Origin of the sequence: Microcoleus sp. MOSTC5 (assembly GCF_036701825.1) — a bacterium.
Lineage (GTDB): Bacteria > Cyanobacteriota > Cyanobacteriia > Cyanobacteriales > Microcoleaceae > Microcoleus > Microcoleus asticus.
Window position 1 is genome coordinate 1 of sequence record NZ_JAUBRK010000181.1, and the last position, 1,327, is coordinate 1,327.

The window sequence follows — 1,327 nt, forward strand, 5'->3', positions numbered from 1 at the left end:
GTTAGGAGTTGGGATTCAATCAACTCTCAGCAAAACTTTTCATTATATCATAAAATTATTTTGCAAGAGGTCTAGTAATAGTAACGATCGGTCAGGTTTCAGCATCATCGCCATTAGCAGCGACGCTCAAAATGGCATTGAACTGGGGCGTTGCTGGATACAGGTATGAATTCAAGATTTCGCAATTGCTATAAGCCCGCTTGAGGGTGAGTTTTGTAACTTCCGATAAAAGGTGATTCATACCGTGAATCAGCAACGCCTGAACTGGGTTTCACCAACCGCAACCTCGGCGCCAACGGAGGTATCTTTGCTCAAAACGGTGGCGCATCCCCAACTCTGTTTACTCGCGGGGAAAATGCAGCTTTTAACATCAGCAATGCTACTGACTATAAACTGGTAGTTCAAGGCAGCACTTACAGCCTGTTTGCTGGGGGCGCAACAATACCAGGCCTGACAAATCAACCGCTACGCAACTACACGGCTTTTGATGAAAAAGCCAGTCAGCCACCTTTACCCTACGATCCCTACAGCCAGGCAAACTTCCTATTTTTCGGCGACGAAACCGATCAAGCAAGTTCCACTTTTACTCTCGGCCCCATCTCGGTTAATAATTTCCCGGTAGCCGTCAATGACCCCTACAGCGTCCTGCACGACAAAGTGCTCAACGGACTTCCGGGAGTTTTAAGCAACGACACCGACGCCAACAGCGACCCGCTGACCGCCGCTTTAGTGACAGGCCCGAGCAACGGTACGATCTCGTTCAATGCCCTCGGCGACTTCGTTTATACTCCGAAAGCTGGTTTTGTCGGCACTGATACCTTCACCTACAGCGTTAGCGACGGTACAGATTCGTCTGTTCAACCAGCAACAGTTACTATTAACGTTACCAACAATCCACCCAAAGTAAATCCCGACACCTACACAGTCCTGCACGACAAAGTTCTCAACGGAATTCCAGGAGTTTTAATCAACGACACGGACGCCGACCTTGATATGCTGATTCCGGCCTTAGTTACAGGCCCGAGCAACGGTACGATCTCGTTCAATGCCCTCGGCGACTTCGTTTATACTCCTAACCCTGGTTTTGTCGGGAATGACACTTTCACCTACAGCGTTAGCGACCGCGCTGCAACTGTCCCGGGTACGGTGAATATCAACGTTACTAACAATCCACCCAAAGTAAATCCCGACACCTACACAGTCCTGCACGACAAAGTTCTCAACGGAATTCCAGGAGTTTTAATCAACGACACGGACGCCGACCTTGATATGCTGATTCCGGCCTTAGTTACAGGCCCGAGCAACGGTACGATCTCGTTCAATGCCC

1 protein-coding gene and 1 pseudogene are annotated in these 1,327 nt (G+C 49.3%); both read left to right on the plus strand.

Going from position 1 to position 1,327, the window contains the following annotated elements; translation table 11 throughout:
* Positions 1-264 precede the first annotated feature (264 nt).
* Positions 265-594: pseudogene (locus QUA54_RS34725) on the plus strand (choice-of-anchor Y domain-containing protein); the annotation flags it as partial.
* Positions 595-657: 63 nt separating this feature from the next.
* On the plus strand, positions 658-1,327 hold a 670-nt coding region (locus QUA54_RS34250; RefSeq protein ID WP_445301622.1), incomplete at its 3' end, for an Ig-like domain-containing protein.